This window comes from Pseudomonas sp. NFIX28, from assembly GCF_900107395.1.
In the GTDB taxonomy this organism is placed as follows: domain Bacteria; phylum Pseudomonadota; class Gammaproteobacteria; order Pseudomonadales; family Pseudomonadaceae; genus Aquipseudomonas.
Genome location: NZ_FNPW01000016.1, coordinates 42,207 through 58,676, shown reverse-complemented (window position 1 = coordinate 58,676; position 16,470 = coordinate 42,207). Strand labels below are relative to the sequence as shown.

General features: G+C 66.9%; 16 protein-coding genes and 1 pseudogene. 6 read left to right on the top strand and 11 right to left on the bottom strand.

Annotation, left to right across the window (positions count from 1 at the left end):
- Positions 1-16: 16 nt before the first annotated feature.
- The 3 genes and pseudogenes from BLV20_RS25420 to BLV20_RS25410 form a co-directional block, all read right to left on the bottom strand.
- Positions 17-592, bottom strand: coding sequence for a DcrB/PsbP domain-containing protein (locus tag BLV20_RS25420; RefSeq protein WP_092305173.1), 576 nt, complete (start codon positions 590-592; stop codon positions 17-19).
- 138 nt (positions 593-730) lie between these two features.
- A pseudogene (locus BLV20_RS25415) lies at positions 731-1,637 on the bottom strand (DMT family transporter).
- 60 nt (positions 1,638-1,697) lie between these two features.
- Complete coding sequence (locus tag BLV20_RS25410) at positions 1,698-2,474, bottom strand: AraC family transcriptional regulator (protein ID WP_092305172.1); 777 nt, start codon at positions 2,472-2,474, stop codon at positions 1,698-1,700.
- Positions 2,475-2,727: 253 nt separating this feature from the next.
- Here BLV20_RS25410 and BLV20_RS25405 point away from each other — a divergent pair, with 253 nt between their 5' ends.
- Positions 2,728-4,047, top strand: coding sequence for an Nramp family divalent metal transporter (locus BLV20_RS25405; RefSeq protein ID WP_092305259.1), 1,320 nt, complete (start codon positions 2,728-2,730; stop codon positions 4,045-4,047).
- 80 nt (positions 4,048-4,127) lie between these two features.
- Here the strand turns inward: BLV20_RS25405 and BLV20_RS25400 are convergent, their stop codons facing one another.
- Genes BLV20_RS25400 through glcD form a run of 4 tightly spaced genes read right to left on the bottom strand, consistent with a single transcriptional unit; the run spans position 4,128 to position 8,358 of the window.
- A complete protein-coding gene (locus tag BLV20_RS25400) occupies positions 4,128-4,529 on the bottom strand; it encodes a heme-binding protein (RefSeq protein ID WP_092305171.1) in 402 nt (133 codons plus the stop codon).
- 12 nt (positions 4,530-4,541) lie between these two features.
- Entirely contained in the window at positions 4,542-5,780 is a 1,239-nt protein-coding gene (gene glcF, locus BLV20_RS25395) for a glycolate oxidase subunit GlcF (protein WP_092305170.1), read from the bottom strand.
- Positions 5,781-5,794: 14 nt separating this feature from the next.
- Positions 5,795-6,859: a glycolate oxidase subunit GlcE gene (glcE, locus tag BLV20_RS25390; RefSeq protein ID WP_092305169.1), complete on the bottom strand. Its 1,065-nt coding sequence runs from the start codon at positions 6,857-6,859 to the stop codon at positions 5,795-5,797.
- A complete protein-coding gene (glcD, locus tag BLV20_RS25385; protein ID WP_092305168.1) occupies positions 6,859-8,358 on the bottom strand; it encodes a glycolate oxidase subunit GlcD in 1,500 nt (499 codons plus the stop codon). The genes glcE and glcD overlap by 1 nt, the downstream gene beginning before the upstream one ends.
- Before the next feature lie 256 nt (positions 8,359-8,614).
- Here glcD and glcC point away from each other — a divergent pair, with 256 nt between their 5' ends.
- Together glcC and BLV20_RS25375 are read left to right on the top strand one after the other, a co-directional pair.
- Positions 8,615-9,379, top strand: a complete 765-nt coding sequence (gene glcC / locus BLV20_RS25380; protein WP_092305167.1) for a transcriptional regulator GlcC — start codon at positions 8,615-8,617, stop codon at positions 9,377-9,379.
- A 103-nt stretch (positions 9,380-9,482) separates the two neighbouring features.
- On the top strand, positions 9,483-9,653 hold the full coding sequence (locus BLV20_RS25375; protein ID WP_007930741.1) for a metallothionein: 171 nt from the start codon (positions 9,483-9,485) through the stop codon (positions 9,651-9,653).
- A 51-nt stretch (positions 9,654-9,704) separates the two neighbouring features.
- Here BLV20_RS25375 and BLV20_RS25370 read toward each other — a convergent pair whose 3' ends face one another.
- Both BLV20_RS25370 and BLV20_RS25365 read right to left on the bottom strand, forming a co-directional pair.
- Complete coding sequence (locus BLV20_RS25370) at positions 9,705-10,931, bottom strand: MFS transporter (RefSeq protein WP_092305166.1); 1,227 nt, start codon at positions 10,929-10,931, stop codon at positions 9,705-9,707.
- Between the two features lie 409 nt (positions 10,932-11,340).
- Positions 11,341-11,568 (bottom strand): DUF6555 family protein, encoded by a 228-nt coding sequence (locus BLV20_RS25365; RefSeq protein WP_092305165.1) that lies wholly within the window; start codon positions 11,566-11,568, stop codon positions 11,341-11,343.
- A 214-nt stretch (positions 11,569-11,782) separates the two neighbouring features.
- On the opposite strand from BLV20_RS25365, the gene BLV20_RS25360 reads away from it, so the two are divergent.
- The 3 genes from BLV20_RS25360 to BLV20_RS25350 all read left to right on the top strand — a co-directional run bounded on the left by BLV20_RS25360 (position 11,783) and on the right by BLV20_RS25350 (position 14,032).
- A complete protein-coding gene (locus tag BLV20_RS25360; RefSeq protein WP_092305164.1) occupies positions 11,783-12,565 on the top strand; it encodes an AraC family transcriptional regulator in 783 nt (260 codons plus the stop codon).
- Between the two features lie 296 nt (positions 12,566-12,861).
- Positions 12,862-13,035, top strand: coding sequence for a DUF1427 family protein (locus BLV20_RS25355; protein WP_007930748.1), 174 nt, complete (start codon positions 12,862-12,864; stop codon positions 13,033-13,035).
- Positions 13,036-13,075: 40 nt separating this feature from the next.
- Positions 13,076-14,032: a quinone oxidoreductase family protein gene (locus tag BLV20_RS25350; protein ID WP_092305163.1), complete on the top strand. Its 957-nt coding sequence runs from the start codon at positions 13,076-13,078 to the stop codon at positions 14,030-14,032.
- A 150-nt stretch (positions 14,033-14,182) separates the two neighbouring features.
- Here BLV20_RS25350 and BLV20_RS25345 read toward each other — a convergent pair whose 3' ends face one another.
- Positions 14,183-15,226, bottom strand: coding sequence for a purine-nucleoside phosphorylase (locus tag BLV20_RS25345; RefSeq protein WP_092305162.1), 1,044 nt, complete (start codon positions 15,224-15,226; stop codon positions 14,183-14,185).
- A 23-nt stretch (positions 15,227-15,249) separates the two neighbouring features.
- The gene (locus BLV20_RS25340) at positions 15,250-16,203 is read right to left on the bottom strand and encodes a nucleoside-specific channel-forming protein Tsx (protein ID WP_092305161.1); all 954 of its coding nucleotides are present in this window, start codon (positions 16,201-16,203) and stop codon (positions 15,250-15,252) included.
- Between the last annotated feature and the right edge of the window lie 267 nt (positions 16,204-16,470).

Genomic DNA, 16,470 nt, shown 5'->3' with positions numbered 1-16,470 from the left:
GCGGCCGCTGCGGGGCTTATTTGCCGACGATCTGGCCGATCAGCTTGTCGTGGTTGGCCTTGTCGCCGATCCGCGAAATCACCTGCACCACCGCCATGCGGTTGCCCGAGCCGGCCAGCAGGGTGGAGCTCTGGGTCATGCCGCCGCCCTGGGTCGCGGTGCTGTCGATCTGGCGCAGGCCGAGGCCGTTGCGGGTCATGCTTTTTTCGCTCTGCTTGCTGAAGTCCGGCAGGGCCGCGGCCTGTTGCGAAAGAAAGCCCGACACCGCGCTGTCGAGGAACTGCGCGTCGTTGTCCTTGGCTTGCACCGCATCGGGGATCAGGTTTTCCGCGACCATGACCACGGTCTTGGTGCTGGCGTTGGTGTACAGGGTGCCGGTGGCGCCGGCGGTGCCGCTGGCTTCGTCGCCGGCCGGCAGCGGGTTGGCGATAAAGCCCTTGGGCAGGCTGAACTTGAACTTGCCGCCCAGCAGCGAGACGGTCTCGACCTTGGCCTTATTGCTGGTCGGCTGGGCCGCGGACACCTCCAGGGCGCTGAAACCGGCCAGTGCCGCCAGGACCAGGACCGCGGCGTGTTTACCGAACAGGGACATGCAGATTCTCCAGAGTGAGCGCGTGGGGGCGCGCATCTTCCCACGGCCATTGCGCGGCACTCCAGCGGGATATGCGGCGGCGTGAAATTTCGGATAAAAGGGCGTGGGAGCGGCTTCGTGGGGCTTATCGGACGCTCCTCAACCCTGGGCAGAACGGGCTCCCGACGTCGCCAGCACCGCCCCGGCGATAATCAGCAACGCCGGCACCAGCAGCCACACACTGGCCGGGCTTTGCCCGATGACGATCAGCAGCAGGGTGGAGATCAACGGCGCCAGGTACGACAGCGCGCCGAGCGTGGCCAGGTTGCCGTGTTTGGTGGCGTGGTCCCAGGCGAAGAAGGCCAGGCCGACCGGGCCCAGCCCCAGGCTGAGGATCGCCAGCCATTGCTTGAGGTCCGGTTGCACCGGGCTTTCGAACATCAGGTGGCAGAGCAGCCCGGCCAGCGCCACCAGCCCGCAGATGCCGCCGATCAGGCTGCTGGGCACGCTGCTGAAACGGCGGTTGAGCACCGAGTAGCCGGACCACACCAGGGCGCAGCCGAACGCCGCCAGGTAACCCGCCACCGGCATCGCGCCGACCTGGCTGGAAGCGCGCTGCTGCATGATGAACGCGGTGCCGGCCAGCCCCAGCAAGGCACCGGTCAGTTGCCGGCCGCGCAGCGGTTCGCCGCCGGCCCTGGCCGCCAGTAACACGATCAGCAACGGCCAGAGGTAGGCGATCAGGCTGGCCTCGGCGGCCGGCGCGGCTTTCAGGGCGAAGAAATACAGCGCGTGGTAGGCAAAGATCCCGCCGAACCCCAGGGCCCAGACCGGCCAGGGCTGGCGCCAGCCACGAAAACCGGCGCGCCCCCGCAAGCCGAGCAATACCAGGCTGGCGCCGCAGGCCACGGCAAAGCTCAGGGCGAGCAACTGGAAGGGGGGGAATGCCGGCGGTGAGGGTGGTCAGCAGCGCCAGGCATGACCAGAGGAACACCGCGATCACGCCGATGGCGGTGGCGGCGCCGCTGCGGGAGGGGGCGAGGCGGGTTGAGTGGATTGCGGTCATAGGCACACCGAGGCAAGAGCGGTGTGGCCAGCATAGAAGCCGCCGCGACGGCGGTATTGATCAGGCCTGCCGAACTCTTGTCGCAGCCTGCGCCTGGGCGTCGCGAGCGGCCTTGCGCAGGGCGGCCGGGGTCTGGTTGCGCGCCTTCTTCAAGGCGTGGGTCAGGGCACTCTGATCGGCGTAGCCGACCCGCTGGGCGATCTCGCTGATGGGCAGCAGGGTACGGCCGAGCAGGTCGATGGCGCGGTCCAGGCGCAGGGTCGAAATGTAGGCGAAAGGCGTGCTGTGCATGTCCCGCTCGAACAGCAGGTACAGGCTGCGCTCGCTGACCCCCGCGGCCTGGGCGATGGCGCGGGCGCTCAGCGGGCTGCCCAGGTGCTGTTCGATATAGGCCAGGGCCCGCGCCAGTGCCTGGCGTTGCGGCGCGCTCGGCGTCGGGCGGGCCAGGCAGGCCAGCAGCAGGGCGCTCCAGGCGCTGGCGACCGGGCTGGAGGAGCTGAGCAAGGCGCCGCCGTGGTTGGCATAGCCAAGCAGGTGGCGGATCTGCGGGTCGATGGCGAAGAAGCGGGTATCGGCCAGAGACGGTTCGCTGTCGGGGCTATCCAGGTCGAGCACCAGAAAGGTATTGCGGCGTTCGGCCAGGAACGCATGCCGGGCGCCCGGGGCAATCAACACGCCCTGGCTGGCGTCGACCTTGCCACCACGGCCGTCCACCTCGATCTCCATCGCCCCCGACTGCGGCAGCACGATCTGCGGAAAATCGTGATCGTGCAGCTCGACCTGCCCGGAATACGAACGCATCGCCAGGGCGACAGTGGGTTGGGCTGGAGTGTTCATGGCGCTGCTCCGCGGATGGCTGTCCGCATCATGCCTGAAAACACTGGTGCTGTAGGAGTGGCCGGTCGGTGCGGGGTGGTTTGGGAAAGGGGGGCGGCTCATCTGTTGTGGTGACTGATATGCCGCTATCGCGAGCAAGCTTCGCTCCTACAGAGGCAGGCTGCAAAAGGCCGGGGCAGGGCGCTGTCAAGGCTTGGGCCGGCTCGTCGAAACCACTAAGCTGGGCCACCGTTCCCGCCTTCCGGATGCCCGCGTGAAATTTACCCTCCCGAAAATCGGTACCGCACCGTTCTGCCCGCCGGAAGTCGCCGGCACTATCGTGGTCGACCCCAGCGCGCCGCTGTTCAAGCGGATCCTGCGGTTCGCCGGCCCCGGCCTGCTGATTTCCATCGGTTACATGGACCCCGGTAACTGGGCCACGGCCATCGAAGCCGGTTCGCGCTATGGCTACAACCTGCTGTTCGTGGTGCTGCTGGCGAGCCTTGCGGGCATGGCCGTGCAGTGCCTGTGCTCGCGCCTGGGCATCGCCACCGGGCGCGACCTGGCGCAGCTCTGCCGGCAGCGCTACAGCACCCGCACGGCGCGCAGCCAATGGCTGTTGGCGGAGGTGTCGATCATCGCCACCGACCTGGCCGAAGTCCTCGGTTGCGCCCTGGCGTTCCACCTGTTGCTCGGGGTCTCGCTGACCACCGGGATTGTCATCACCGCCTTCGACACCCTGCTGATCCTGGCCCTGCAGAACCGTGGCTTCCGCCGCCTGGAGGCGATCATGCTGGTGCTGGTGGGCACCATCGGCCTGTGCTTTTTCGTCGAGCTGCTGTTGATCAAGCCTTACTGGCCGGACGTGGCGCGCGGCTTCACGCCGTCGCTGGCGGCCATCGGCGAGGCGGCGCCGCTGTACCTGGCGATCGGCATCCTCGGCGCCACGGTGATGCCGCATAACCTGTACCTGCACACCTCCATCGTGCAGACCCGCCTGGTGGGCCAGGACGAGGCTAGCCGGCGCGATGCGATCAAGCTGGCGCGCATCGACACCATCGGCTCCCTGGCCCTGGCGCTGCTGGTCAACGCGGCGATCCTGATCCTCGCCGCCGCGGCTTTCCACGGCACCGGCCACACCGAGGTGGTGGAATTGCAGGACGCCTATCACCTGCTCGATCCGCTGGTGGGCGGGGCGCTGGCCAGCGTGCTGTTCGGCGTGGCCCTGCTGGCTTCCGGGCAGAGTTCGACCTTCACCGGCACCATCGCCGGCCAGGTGATCATGGAGGGCTACCTCAACCTGCGCCTGCCGTGCTGGCAGCGGCGCCTGATCACCCGCGGCCTGGCGCTGGTGCCGGCGTTCGTCGGCGTGTGGCTGATGGGCGACGGCGCGGTCGGCCAGTTGCTGGTGCTGAGCCAGGTGGTGCTCAGCCTGCAATTGCCGTTCGCCCTCTACCCGCTGATCCGTATGACCAGCGACCCGCGCTTGATGGGCGTGTTCGTCAACCGCTGGCCGACCCGCGTCCTCGCCTGGAGCCTGTTCGCGATCATCAGCGGCGCCAACGCCTGGCTGATCGCGCAGTTGGTGATGTAAGTCGAAGGATTGACCAACCCGCTCCCGCTTCCGTAGGAGCGAAGCTTGCTCGCGATGGACCGCGCAGCGGTCCCGATCTTTCAATCCAGCGCCTGGGCAGCAAACCTCGCCACCTGGGCATCCTCCCCGGACTTGACCCCGGACACCCCAACCGCGCCAATCACCTGGCCCTCGAAGAGCACCGGCACGCCGCCTTCCAGCGAAGTCAGCAGCGGCGCCGAGAGAAATGCCGTGCGCCCGCCGTTGACCATTTCTTCATAACCCTTGGACTCGCGTCGGCCGAGGGCCGCGGTGCGGGCCTTTTCCACGGCGATATAGGCGCTGACCGGCGCGCAGCCGTCCAGGCGTTCGAGGGCCAGCGGATGGCCGCCGTCGTCGACGATGGCGATGCTCACCGCCCATTGGTTGCGCTCGGCCTCGTCCCGCGCGGCGATCAGAATGCGCTGGACTTCGCGCTGGCCCAATATGGCTTTGCTGTGCATGGCGTGCTCCTTTCAGGGGGTGTCTGGCCGCGCGGGCGGCAGGGCGGCTTCGACCAGTTCGATCCAGTGCCGCACCGGGGTTCGCCCGGCGCCGTCGAGGTGGGTCTGGCAGCCGATATTGGCGGTGGCTATGACTTCGGGGTGGCCGCTTTCCAGGGCATTGAGCTTGTTGTCGCGCAGTTGCCGCGCCAGCTCGGGCTGGGTCAGCGAATAGGTGCCGGCCGAGCCGCAGCACAGGTGGCCGTCGGGCACTTCGGTCAGTTCGAAGCCCAGGCGCTTGAGCAGCGCCTCCACCGCGCCGCCGAGTTTCTGCGCGTGTTGCAGGCTGCACGGGCAATGGAAGGCCAGGCGCTGGCTACCGTGGGCCTGCAACTGCTCCAGCGGTTCGTCGCGCAGCACTTCCACCAGGTCCCTGGCCAGGGCGCTGACCCGCTCGGCGCGGGCGGCATAGCGCGGGTCGTGGGCCAGCAGGTGGCCGTAATCCTTGATAAAGGCGCCGCAGCCGCTGGCGGTCTGCACCAGGGCTTCGGCGCCGTTTTCCAGGTGCGGCCACCAGGCGTCGATATTGCGCCGCGCGCGGTCGAGGCCCGTGGCCTGGGCGTCCAGGTGGTAATCCACGGCGCCGCAGCAGCCGGCCTCGCTCACGGCGCGCACGGCGATGCCCAGGCGGTCGAGGACCCGCGCCGTCGCCGCGTTGGTATTGGGCGACAGGCTTGCCTGCACGCAACCTTCCAACAACAGCACCTGCCGGGCGTGGGCCGTGGCCGGGCGCGCCTTGGCCGGCGGGACCTGGCGCGGCAGCTTGCCTTGCACGGCTTCGGGCAGCCACGGCCGCAAGGTCGCGCCGGTGCCGAGCAGCGCCTTGAACAGTGCCGGGTTCGGCGCCAGGGCGCGCAGGCCCTGGCGCAGCAGGCGCTGGCCGAGGGGCCGGGGCACGGCGGCATCGACCACGGCGCGGCCGATGTCCAGCAGGTTGTGGTAATCGACCCCGGACGGGCAGGTGGTTTCGCAGTTGCGGCAGGTCAGGCAGCGGTCCAGGTGCAGCTGGGTCTTGGCCGTGGCCTCGTGGCCTTCCAGGACCTGCTTGATCAGGTAGATGCGCCCTCGTGGCCCGTCCAGCTCGTCGCCCAGCAGCTGATAGGTGGGGCAGGTGGCGTTGCAGAAACCGCAGTGCACACAGGTGCGCAGGATGCTCTCGGCCTCCGCGGCGCGGGGCAGCTGGCGTGCTTGCTCGCTCAAGGTGGTTTGCATGCGCGGGCCTCCGTTCAGAGCTCGGCGTAGAGCCGGCCGGGGTTGAAGATCCCTTGCGGGTCCAGTTGCGCCTTGAGCTGGCGGTGGTAGCGCAGCAGCACCGCTGGCAGCGGCTGGAACGGGCTGTCCAGCAGGCCGTGGCTGTAGCAGGTGGCATGGCCGCCGACGCGGCTGGCGAGTTCGCGGATGCGCTCCGCGGGCGCCGCGGATTTCAGCCAGCGCTGGGCCCCGGCCCAATCTATTAACTGCTGGCCGGGCAGCTCCAGAAGTCCCGTGTCATTGGGCAGCGACAGGCGCCACAGCGGCAGGCCTTCGTCGAAGAACGCCAACTGTTGCTCATTGAGATTGGCCCAATAGTTAGCGGCCAAGGGCTCGCCGCCGAGACGGTCACGGGCCGCGGCCACCGAACCTTCGCCGCCTTCCAGGCGCAGGTGCAGGCGCTGGCCGTCGTGGCTGGCGGCGCTGATGGGCAGCGGTTGCTGGCCCCAGTCGGCGAGGCGGGCCAGGGCCTTGGCGCTGTCCATTTCCAGGCTCAGGCTGAGGCACTGGCGCGGTTTGGGCAGGACCTTGAGCGACACCTCAGTGAGCACTCCAAGGCAACCGTAGCTACCCACCAATAAACGTGAGAGGTCGTAGCCGGCGACGTTTTTCATCACCTCGCCGCCAAAGCGCAGGTGCTTGCCGGCGCCGGTGATCACCCGGCTGCCAAGCACGAAGTCGCGCACCGAACCGGCCCAGGGCCGCCGTGGGCCGGACAGGCCGGTGGCGACCATGCCGCCGACGGTGGCGCCGTCGCCGAAAGCCGGCGGTTCGCAGGCCAGCATCTGCCCGGCGGCGTCCAGCGCGGCCAGCAGTTCCCGCAGCGGCGTGCCGGCGCGCACGGTCACCACCAGCTCGGTCGGCTCGTAGCGGACGATGCCGCGATGGGCGCGGGTGTCGAGCACTTCCCCGGCGCTCATGCGCCCGAGAAAGGCCTTGCTGTTGCCGCCCTGGATCAACAGCGGGGTATTGCCGGCCAGCGCCTGTTCGACCTGTTGCAGCAGCGCGCCGCTGGCGTCGTTATCCGCGGGTGCCGTCATCAGAAACGCTCCAGCTCGGGGAAGGGCAGTTGCCCGGCGTGCACGTGCATGGCGCCGAATTCGGCGCAGCGGTGCAGGGTCGGGATGTTCTTGCCGGGGTTGAGCAGGCCACCGGGGTCGAAGGCCGCCTTGACCGCGTGGAACAGGCTCAGCTCGTCGCTGTTGAACTGGGCGCACATCTGGTTGATTTTCTCCCGGCCGACCCCGTGTTCGCCGGTGATGCTGCCGCCCACCGCCACGCACAGCTCGAGGATCTTGCCGCCCAGGGCTTCGGCGCGTTCCAGTTCGCCGGGCTGGTTGGCGTCGAACAGGATCAGCGGGTGCATGTTGCCGTCGCCGGCATGGAACACATTGGCCACCCGCAATTGGTATTCGGCGGACAGCGCGGCGATGGCCTTGAGCACCCCCGGCAGTTCGCGCCGCGGAATGGTGCCGTCCATGCAGTAGTAATCCGGCGACAGCCGGCCCACCGCCGGAAAGGCGTTCTTGCGCCCGGCCCAGAAACGCACGCGTTCGGCCTCGTCGCGGGCCTGGCGGACCTCGGTGGCGCCGGCCCGTTCGAGCACCGCGCGGACCCGCTCGCAATCGTCGTGGACATCGGCTTCGACGCCGTCCAGCTCGCACAGCAGGATGGTCTCGGCGTCCACCGGGTAGCCGGCGTGAATGAAGTCCTCGGCGGCGCGAAGCGCCAGGTTGTCCATCATTTCCAGGCCGCCGGGAATGATGCCGGCGGCGATGATATCGGCCACCGCATGGCCGGCTTTCTCCACCGAGTCGAAGGCCGCCAGCAGCACCTTGGCCAGCTGCGGCTTGGGCAACAGCTTGACCGTGACTTCGGTGATGATCCCGAGCAGGCCTTCGGAGCCGGTGAACAGCGCCAGCAGGTCGAAACCCGGGGCGTCCAGGGCGTCGCTGCCCAGGGTCAGGCGTTCGCCTTCGACGCTGAGGATCTCCACCTTGAGCAGGTTGTGCACGGTCAGGCCGTATTTCAGGCAATGCACGCCGCCGGCGTTTTCCGCGACGTTGCCGCCGATCGAGCAGGCGATCTGCGAGGACGGGTCGGGGGCGTAATACAGGCCGAACGGCGCGGCGGCCTGGGAGATCGCCAGGTTGCGCACCCCCGGCTGGACCCGCGCGGTGCGCGCGGCGGGGTCGATATGCAGGATCTGGTTGAAACGCGCCATCACCAGCAGCACGCCCTGTTCCAGGGGCAGGGCGCCGCCGGACAGGCCGGTGCCGGCCCCGCGCGCGACCACCGGCACGCGGCGTTCGTGGCAGATTTGCAGCAGTTCCTGCACCTGCTCGATATGCCGCGGCAGGGCCACCAGCATCGGCGTGGTGCGATAGGCCGACAGGCCGTCGCATTCGTAGGGCTTGAGGTCTTCCGTCTGGTGCAGCAGGTCGAGGTCGGGCAGGCGCTGGCGCAGCACCTCGAGCAATGCCGCTTTATCGACGCTGGGCAGCGCGCCGTCGACGCGTTCGTCGTAGAGGATATTCATGGCTGGCTAACGACCCTGAGTTGTTTTTATGGGCGCTCGGCTGGCTAGGGGCTGTTCCCGTTTGGTGACAGGCCGCTCAGTTGCATCATTGGCCCGGCTGGCCTTACTGTCCACGGGGCCGAGCGCTGGTCGAACCAGTTTGTTTCGCTCCGCTTGTCGGGTTTTTTATAAAAATCCAGGCATATCAGCAGGATGGCTTGGCGACCCGCTTGATCGGGTTTTTTTTTCGCGGCTGGTCATACCAGTGGAGGGGCGCATGCACAGGAGCGATTCGGGGCGGCATCAGGTGGCGGATGTGGTCTGTGAGCGCATCGAACGCCTGATCGTCGATGGCGTGCTGAAGACCGGCCAGTTGCTGCCCTCGGAGCGGCGCCTGACGGAAAAGCTCGGCGTCTCGCGCACGGCCTTGCGCGAGGGCCTGAAATTGCTGCGGGCGCGGGGCATCATCGAAACCGAACAGGGCAAGGGCTCGTTTGTCGCCCAATTGTCGGGGCAGGGCGCGACTTCGGCGCTGATGCATTTGTTCAGTTCCCAGCCGCGCACCCTCTACGACCTGTTCGAAGTGCGCAGCCTGCTGGAAGGCGAGTCGGCGCGGCTGGCGGCGTTGCGCGGCACCGAGGCCGATTTCGTGCTGATCGGCCGCGCTTATCAGGCGCTGCTGGACGCCCACGACCAGAAGCTGGAGGCCTCGGCCCACGCGCGCCTGGACCACGCTTTCCACCTGGCGATCTGCGAGGCCTCGCACAACCCGGTGCTGGTGCAGACCCTGCGTTCGCTGACCGACCTGTTGCTGAATTCGGTGTTCGCCTCGGTCAATAACCTCTACCACCGCCAGGCGCAGAAAAAGCAGATCGACCGCCAGCATGCGCGGCTCTACAACGCTGTCACCGGGCGCCTGCCGGAACAGGCGCGCAAGGCCGCCATCGCGCATATCCAGGGCATCTGCGACAACCTGCGGGAAATCGAGAACGAGGAGCAGCGCCTGGTGCGCGCGACCTTGCGCCTGGAAGGCTGGAACTGAGGGCGCCGCGACCAGGGGCCAATGGCGGCGATGGGCAGCCACTACACTGCTAGAGACGCGGCCACATCCGCGTCGTCGACGACCACCACAAAGGAGTCCCCCCATGTCCAACGAGACTTGTGCCTGTCCAGGCTGCACCTGCAAGGTCGGCGCCCATGCCATTGTGCGTCACGGCAAGCACTACTGCTGCCAGGCCTGCGCCAGCCACCACGCCAACGGCGAACCCTGCGCCTCTACCGAAGGCTGCGATTGCGCCAAGGGCGCGCATCACTGAGCGTTTGCGGTAGCACGGTGCGAACGCAGTGGAGCCAGGGCGGCTCCACGTTCAACTGCCAGCCTCCTGGTCGGTCTCGAGGGTCGGGGCGGCGAGGGGGCTGCGTGCCTTGGCGAACCAGCAGAGGGCCGCCGCGCCCAGTAGCGTGGTCGATAGCGCCAGGAGCAGGATCACCCGTTGCGTGCCCAGCGGCGCGGCGAGCACGGCCACCAGCAAGCCGGCCAGGGGTTGCGAGAGGTTGTTGAGCAAGGTGATCACGCCCACGGTCTTGCCGAAGTCCCGGGGTGGAATTACCCGCTGGCGGCTGCTGCGGATGTAGATGTTGAACATCTTGTCGAAGCCGACAATCAGCAGGAAGCCCAGCACATAGCCGGCCAGGTTCGGGCTCAGGGCGCTGATGAAGGCGCCCGCGGCGATCATCGAATAGGCCACGCCCCCCAGCACCCGCAGGGGCAGTGCCACCCGGGCAAGAAAGAACAGGATCAGGATGGTGGTCAGAGCGCCGGCCGCCTGGAGCCAGGCGTAGGTGTCCTTGCCGGCGCTGTACTGGCCGATCACCATGGCCGCCGAGGTGGCCAGGGTGACCCCGACGATCAGGTTGACCCCCACCGCCAGGGTGATGATCTTTTTCAGCTCCGTCAGCTCGCGGATATGCCCGAAGGCGATACGCAGGGGCTGCAGCCAGATGTCCTGGTGCTGTTCGAACACCTCCAGGGTGACGTGGCTCAAGCGTTGCCACAGCCGCATGCTCAGGTCGGCCAGCAGGAACAGTGCGGCGATCCACAGCACCACCCAGTGCCAGGCCCAGGCTTCCAGCAGCAGCGCCGCCACCAGCGGTCCGAGGACCAGCCCGGTCTGGTCGGCGATCTGCGAGTAGGACAGGGTCTTGGTGTAGCTGTAGTGCTGGAAGACATGCGGCATCAGCACCTCGCGGGCCATGATGCCCTGGGTGGTCAGCACCCCGCACAGCGCCGACAGCGCCACGACCCAGGCGATGCCGCCGAAGACCCCGTACAGCAGCACCGCCAGCACGCAGAGCAGCGCCCGGTAGACCTGGCTGATATGCAGGATGCGGATCGGCGAGAACTTGTCGCACAGGGCCCCGCACAGCGGAAACGCGAGAAAGCGCGGCAGCGACTCGACGAAGAACGCCAGTCCGGCCCAGGACGCGCTGTTGGTGGCCTGGAACACCACCAGCGGCACGAGGAACAGCAGGATCTGATCCGCCAGCCGCGACAGAAACAGCGAGATGAAAAAAGCCAGGTAATCCTTGCGCATGGTGACTTCCTGTCGGTGGGTGGCGGGGCGGCCAGCGATGAAATAACACGCCGGCGGGGGCTGGCGATAGTGCTGCGGCGATTCATTCGGCACGCAGCGGGAATCAGGCGCCAGGGCACGGGGTAGAGCGCTTGTTCCGTGAATTGCGGGGCTGGGCAGGCGCGACGTCGACCAGCGCCGCTATCAGGTGGGGAGCCGCAGCGGAGCGATGAGCGAGGCGATGAACTGGAGCGTCCAGGACGATTGCGGCGGCCAAGGCGCGGCCGAGGGGCAATCGGCGATTTGCGCAGGGGACAGGGGACAGGGGCAGGGCGACCTGCGGCCAGGCCATGGCTTTAACCCGGGCACCTTGCCGCGTGTGGTGGCCGACAAGGTGCCCGGGAGCCTGATGCAAGGGGAAACGGCGAGGTCAGGTCGACGGTCGCCAGGTGACGTTCTCGATACCGAATTTTTCCGCCAGGGGTTTGCTGGTCTTTTTCACCCGTTCCAGGCCAAAACGGCCGATGCGGCCGACACCGGCGTCGCAGCTCGCCCAGTGCCATGCCTCGGCGTTGTCCATCTTCTCCGAGCGGATGATGAAGGACTTGGGTTGGCCGTGCAGGGTGTATTCGATGACGAAAAGTTTTGCGTTGTTCATAAATCTATCAATCCTCCCTGTGATGATTTAAGTGACCAGCGCGCGCCGGGAAAAATTCACTCCGCTCATCGAGCAAAGGCACCAGCGGTAAGGCCGGTATCCGAACGGCTTGCCGGCTGTCGAGTGGGGGCTCGCCTGGGGGGCTTTTCGCGGTTTTCCGGGCCGATTGCCGGGGTTAACATGGGCGCCCCCTGCCTGACGACGAAGCCCGGCCATGGCCCTTGCCGCACCTCCCGATCTGACTGACACCGATGTGCCGGTGCAACCCCTGGCGCGCACCTACCCGCGTGGCCTGTTCATCGAGCCCCACGAACATGCCTGGGGCCAATTGCTGTATGCCATGAGCGGGGTGATGTGGGTCGAGACGCCGAACGAGGCGCTGGTGGTGCCGCCGCAACGGGCGGTGTGGCTGCCGCCGGGCGTGCTCCATGGGATCCGCGTGGTCAGCGACCTGCAGATGCGCAACATCTACCTGCGCCCGTGCCTGGCGGCGACCCTCGACAGCCAGGTGCAGGTGTTGCAGGTGGACAACCTGCTGCGCGAGCTGATCGTGCGCCTGGTGGAGCATGACGGCGCGCCGCAGCCGGAGTACTACGACGCGCTGGTGGGCCTGGCCTTGCTGGAGCTCAAGCGCGCCCGTCGCTCGCGGCTGAAAATCGCCTTGCCGGACAGCTCCGACCGGCGCCTGGCCAGCCTGTGCCAGGCGGTGATGGCCGCGCCTTCGCTGGATATCTCCTTCGAGCAGCATGCCGAGACGGTGGGCGCCAGCGTGCGCACCCTGGCGCGGCTGTTCAAGGACGGCCTGGGCATGGGCTTCGCCGAGTGGCGCCGCCAGGTGCAACTGGCCACGGCCGCCGCCGAGCTGATCCAGGGCGTGCCGGTGGGCACCATCGCCCGCGAACTGGGTTATTCCCCCGGCAGCTTCAGCGACATGTTCCGCCGCGAGCTGGGGCTGGCTCCGTCGCAATATGCGGCCGGGGAATTGCGTCGCGGCTGAGGCCGGGAGCCTGGCGCCTGGCGATAAAGGCGTTGTGGCAGGTCCATGGCGTTCGCGAGCAAGCTTCGCTCCTACGGGATGGGCAACGGTCCCCGTAGGAGCGAAGCTTGCTCGCGAAAGCGCCGTAACTGGCCCGCCACAGAATCCGCACCATCAGCAAACCAGGCCCCCACGGCCCGCCGCCAGATTGGCCGAAATCCTGAAGTGCTTGGCCGGTTGCCCGGCTCGGCGTTCCCTAGACTCCCGGCATGCCCAATCGCCGCCGCCCGGGCGCGGCGCACTGCCTGGAGTCCGTCATGCATTACCTCATCTCCCTGGCGATCGGCCTCGGCGTCGGATTGCTCTACGGCGCCCTGAACTTTCGCTCGCCGGCGCCGCCGGCCATCGCCCTGGTCGGGCTGCTCGGTATGCTTGCCGGCGAACAGCTGTGGCCCATGGGCCGGCAACTGGTGAGCAACTGGTTGTCCTGAGGCTTGCCGATTCTTTTTATTCCCCTTGATGGAGGTGCTTATGCACGCCCTGCAATTTTCCAAGACCGGCGATCTGGCTTCGCTGCACTACGTCGAGGTGCCGACCCCGGTGCCGGCGGCCGATCAGGTGCTGGTGCAGATCAAGGCCGCCGGCCTCAACCCCAGCGACGTGAAGAACGTGCTCGGGCGTTTTCCCTACACCACTTTGCCGCGCATTCCCGGGCGGGATTTCGCCGGGGTGGTGGTGGACGGGCCTCGGGAGCTGGTGGGGCAAGAAGTCTGGGGTACCGGCAAGGAGTTGGGGTTCTACGCGGACGGCTCCCATGCCCAGTACGTGGCGCTGTCGGCCAAGGGCGTGGCGCACAAGCCGGCGCACCTGAGTTTCGCCCAGGCCGCGAGCCTTGGCGTGCCTTACACCACCGCCTGGGATGCCCTGGAGCGCAGCGCGGTGGGCGCCGGGACCACGCTGCTGGTGATCGGCGGCGGGGCGGTGGGCAGCGCCGCGCTGGCCCTGGCGAAGGTTCGCGGGGCCCGGGTGCTGGCCGCCGCGCGGCGCCCGGAACAGGTCGAGGCCCTGCAGGCGCAGGGGTTCCAGGCCTTGCAGCTGGGCCAGCCGGAAGACCTTGGCGCCCAGGTCAACCAGGTATTCGCCGGCGGCGCCGAGGTGATCTTCGACACCACCGGCTTCTGGCTGCCGGCCTCGGTCGCGGCCCTGGCGCCGTTCGGCCGGATCGCCATCATCGCCGCGCCGGTGGACGGCCAGGTGCAACTGCCGGCCCTGGGCCTGTATCGCAAGGGCGGTTCGGTGGTCGGGATCAATTCGCTGCTGTACGGCGTGCAAGCCTGCGCGGCTATGCTCGAGCAGTTCGGCCGCTTCTTCGATGAGGGGTTGTTGCCGTTGCCCCAGGGGCTGTGCGAATCGCCGCTGGAGCAGGGCGTGGAGCGCTATCACCAAGTGAACCAAGGCAGCGGCGAAAAGGTGATTTTGCTGCCGTAAGGGCGGCCAGCCCACCTGAATCGGCAGGCTGCCCCGGCTTTGTGTAGCCGCTGCCGAAGGCTGCGATAGGTCCGCAGGACCTCGACAACCTCAAGATCGCCACGCCCCTTCGGGTCGATCGCAGCCTGCGGCAGCGGCTACAGGTTGGGTTTAGGCCTCGGGCACGCCTTTCTCCCATGCCGACCAGTTCTTCAGGATGTCCTGCACCAGCGGGTTGCCGGTGCGATAGAGGTTTTCCAGGGCCGGGACAAAACCGCCCTGGTCGGCGTACTTGAGCAGGTTGTCGACCTCGCTGCCGCCCGGCTCGGGGCGGTCGAAATCGGAGCCGGCGCGGACCACCGCCAGCCGCTGCACGTCCACCCGGCCTTCGCGGCTGGCGCGCAGCAGGGCCTCGTAGGTCGAGTTGTCTTCCTGCTGGGTGGTGCAGTACTCGCCCTTGTTGTCGGTCAGCAGGCGGGTCCAAACCTCGGCCCGCTCGCTCAGGCGCGTGCCGGAAAACCAGGTGTTGCCCGCCAGGGTGTCGCACCGCGTCACCACCGGCGGCTGGTTGGCCGGGGCCGCCGGGTACTTGAGGCGCCAGGCCGCCGACTCCTTGCTTTCGCTCAGGCTTACCCGACGCGACAGGGCGAAGGCCTTGGCCTGCAGTTTCGGGTTGAGTTCGAAGACTTCGGTCTTGTAGTCCAGCGGCGGCTTCTCGTTCGGGCCCTGGGTATTGATGCCCAGGTAGCCGGTCGGCCAATCCTTGGGCGCATCGCGCGAATCCAGTTCCCACTGGGTGCCGAATTCCACCAGGTAATGGGCCCAGGCGGTGGTGCCGATGGTCCCGTGTTTCGGGCTGATACCGGCAATCCCGGCGACCAGGAAATAGCTTTTGCGCAAGTCGAATTGCGGTGACAGGGCCAATGCCAGGGTCGAGGCGGCGGCGTTGGTCTGGCCCATGCCGGTGACCAGCAGGCAGACGTCGCGGGTGTTGCAACGAATCGTCGGGTACTGCGCCGACAGCCCCGGTACGCGCACCTGCTGTTTCAGTTCCAGGCGCTCGATCCAGTGTTCGGCCTCGGGGGCGAACATGGTGATCAGCATGACCTTGGGCTTGATCGGCGTCGCCGGGGCCTCGTCGGCCCAGGCCGTCGAAGCGAGCAGGGCGCCGCAGGCCAGGCCCACACAGAGGGAAAGACGAGTAATCGCGTGCATAAAAGCCTCCATTGCTTGAATGATCAGAACTGGTAACCGATGCCGGCGTAGTAACCCCAGCCATTGGAACGGGCGCGGAAGTCGCCATCGCCGAAATTCAGCTCGCTGCCGTCCTGCCAATTGCCGCCGTTGTGAAAGTAACGCCCGACCAGGGTGAAGCGCAGGTGGGTGAAGGCGTACAGCAGCACGTTGGTGGACACCGTGGCGTTGGCCGTGCGGGCCGGGTTGTCCTGGTGCAGGTCCGAGCCGAAATCGAAGTTGGTGAAACCTATGTAGGTCAGCGACGCGCCGTTGCCGAAGGTGCTGATGGGCACGATGTACTTGAGCTGGGCCCGGTAGCCGTCCCAGGAATATTCATTGCTGGCGCCGTAGTTTTCCCACTGGTAGCGCCCGTAGAAGTTGGCCGACAGGTTGACCCGCGAATGGGTGTCGATGTCGGTGCCCAGGCCGCTGTACAGGGTGTTGGCGCGGTTGGCGCTGTTGCTGCCGTGGTCGTAGATCCAGTCGAAGGCCAGGTACCACTCCTTGAACGGACCGATGGCCAGGCTGCGTCCGGCCAGGGAGTCGATGGAGATCCGCGGTTCGTGCTCCATGAACACCGGCGAGCCGTGGTCCCACACGCCTTTGTCGTGGCTGTTGCCGATGTTGAAGATCTTCGGGATGTCGATGTAGCCGTACAGTTCGAACGGCCCCTTGCGGCCGAAGTATTCGTATTCCAGGTAGATATCGTCGGCCGGTTGCGGGCCGAAACTGATGTCCTTGCTGCCAATCAGTGTCAGGTCCTGGTTGTACCAGTCCGACAGATATGCACCTTTTTTGGGCGGATTGGCTGGCGGGCTGAGCGTTTCGCCCTGGGCCGAGTCGTCGACGGTTTGTGGCTGGGCCTGGGCGCTGCTGAGTATTCCTGTAACGGCGCTCAGTAGCAGGGAAACAGCAAGCGTGCGGCAGGACACCGAAGGTCGGAGAGGTGAATGCATTGAAAGTCCTTTTCGTGCAGTAAAAGGCCATTGCCGGCCATGTGAGGTGAACGTGTAGCGAACGACGCTCACGCAAACGTTTGCACAGGTTGTACCAACCTGGCCCGTTGCATTGAAAAAAGTCAGAAAATGGCGGCGAAATGGTCAGATAATTCGCAAAGCGCTGAATGGCAGGGCGCTGGCGTCTTTATGAGGGGAAGTGTCAACGCTGATAAAGAATTGTTTTTATAAGTTATTGATAAATAGCAATTTATTAGTCTTTGTCGG

Coding starts and splice junctions, on each gene's coding strand:
- BLV20_RS25420 (WP_092305173.1), bottom strand. CDS start 592: ATGTCCCTGTTCGGTAAACACGCCGCGGTCCTGGTCCTGGCGGCACTG.
- BLV20_RS25410 (WP_092305172.1), bottom strand. CDS start 2,474: ATGAACACTCCAGCCCAACCCACTGTCGCCCTGGCGATGCGTTCGTAT.
- BLV20_RS25400 (WP_092305171.1), bottom strand. CDS start 4,529: ATGCACAGCAAAGCCATATTGGGCCAGCGCGAAGTCCAGCGCATTCTG.
- glcF (WP_092305170.1), bottom strand. CDS start 5,780: ATGCAAACCACCTTGAGCGAGCAAGCACGCCAGCTGCCCCGCGCCGCG.
- glcE (WP_092305169.1), bottom strand. CDS start 6,859: ATGACGGCACCCGCGGATAACGACGCCAGCGGCGCGCTGCTGCAACAG.
- glcD (WP_092305168.1), bottom strand. CDS start 8,358: ATGAATATCCTCTACGACGAACGCGTCGACGGCGCGCTGCCCAGCGTC.
- glcC (WP_092305167.1), top strand. CDS start 8,615: ATGCACAGGAGCGATTCGGGGCGGCATCAGGTGGCGGATGTGGTCTGT.
- BLV20_RS25375 (WP_007930741.1), top strand. CDS start 9,483: ATGTCCAACGAGACTTGTGCCTGTCCAGGCTGCACCTGCAAGGTCGGC.
- BLV20_RS25370 (WP_092305166.1), bottom strand. CDS start 10,931: ATGCGCAAGGATTACCTGGCTTTTTTCATCTCGCTGTTTCTGTCGCGG.
- BLV20_RS25365 (WP_092305165.1), bottom strand. CDS start 11,568: ATGAACAACGCAAAACTTTTCGTCATCGAATACACCCTGCACGGCCAA.
- BLV20_RS25360 (WP_092305164.1), top strand. CDS start 11,783: ATGGCCCTTGCCGCACCTCCCGATCTGACTGACACCGATGTGCCGGTG.
- BLV20_RS25355 (WP_007930748.1), top strand. CDS start 12,862: ATGCATTACCTCATCTCCCTGGCGATCGGCCTCGGCGTCGGATTGCTC.
- BLV20_RS25350 (WP_092305163.1), top strand. CDS start 13,076: ATGCACGCCCTGCAATTTTCCAAGACCGGCGATCTGGCTTCGCTGCAC.
- BLV20_RS25345 (WP_092305162.1), bottom strand. CDS start 15,226: ATGCACGCGATTACTCGTCTTTCCCTCTGTGTGGGCCTGGCCTGCGGC.
- BLV20_RS25340 (WP_092305161.1), bottom strand. CDS start 16,203: ATGCATTCACCTCTCCGACCTTCGGTGTCCTGCCGCACGCTTGCTGTT.